Raw genomic sequence first — 933 nt, forward strand, 5'->3', positions numbered from 1 at the left:
CTGTCGAAGGCGGGACGGATAACTGGGGTGAAGTCGTAACAAGGTAGCCGTATCGGAAGGTGCGGCTGGATCACCTCCTTTCTAAGGGAAGAAGTAAGGGACGTTGTCTATTGTTGAGTGATCGAAGAGAGGGAAGAGGAAGTTCTTCGGGCTAAGGCTCGAAAGTACCTCGCCAAGCACTCAAGCTTCGCTGGTGGTGATGCGCCTGGGGGAAACACCCGTACCCATCCCGAACACGATGGTTAAGCCCCAGACGGCCGATGGTACTGCACTGGAGACGGTGTGGGAGAGCAGGTGGCCGCCAGCTACAAAAAAGAAATGAAGGAACCGGACTGGAAACAGGCGGAGGCCTTTGAGATAAATTTTAATATAGATACGGACATGAAGAAAGGGGACTTCATGACCACCCGACCAGCAGGGAAGTGCTGTTGACAATACGGTAAACGCCAGGCAGAAATGCCGGCGGTCATTTTACCAGTGATATGAAGTTTGAAGAAAACTTCAGATTTCATATGACTGATAAAAAATCAGTCAGCCGGTCAACAAAATATCTTTTGAATGACCGGGACGTGTACCTTGAAAACCGCATATAAGAACACAAATAGAAATATCAAGACATCCGAGGTAATGTGAACACATTATTGAGAACAACGGCAGATCAAACGATCTGCACTATCGACCAACACATATCACGCTAGGTATGTGAGATTACGGAATGCTCCGTGAAAGATTTAAATAACTCGAGGCGAAGCCTCTCGTTATCCCGTCTTTCGAAACCGCATTCCGAATCAAGTTGGTTATGCTGAAAAGAGCGCAGGGTGGATGCCTTGGCACTAAGAGCCGATGAAAGACGTGATAAGCTGCGAAAAGCTTCGGGGAGGAGCAAATATCCATTGATCCGGAGATTTCTGAATGGGGAAACCCGGCGGAGCA

3 rRNA genes are annotated in these 933 nt (G+C 48.4%); all 3 read left to right on the forward strand.

The features are described 5' to 3' along the window. Window positions 1–81 (forward strand): 16S ribosomal RNA (locus tag B5E64_RS17680); the annotation flags it as partial. A gap of 108 nt (window positions 82–189) precedes the next feature. Continuing rightward, a 5S ribosomal RNA gene (gene rrf, locus B5E64_RS17685) occupies window positions 190–307 on the forward strand. Between the two features lie 488 nt (window positions 308–795). After that, a 23S ribosomal RNA gene (locus tag B5E64_RS17690) occupies window positions 796–933 on the forward strand; the annotation flags it as partial.

It is taken from the genome of Drancourtella sp. An12, from assembly GCF_002160935.1.
GTDB lineage: Bacteria > Bacillota > Clostridia > Lachnospirales > Lachnospiraceae > Sellimonas > Sellimonas catena.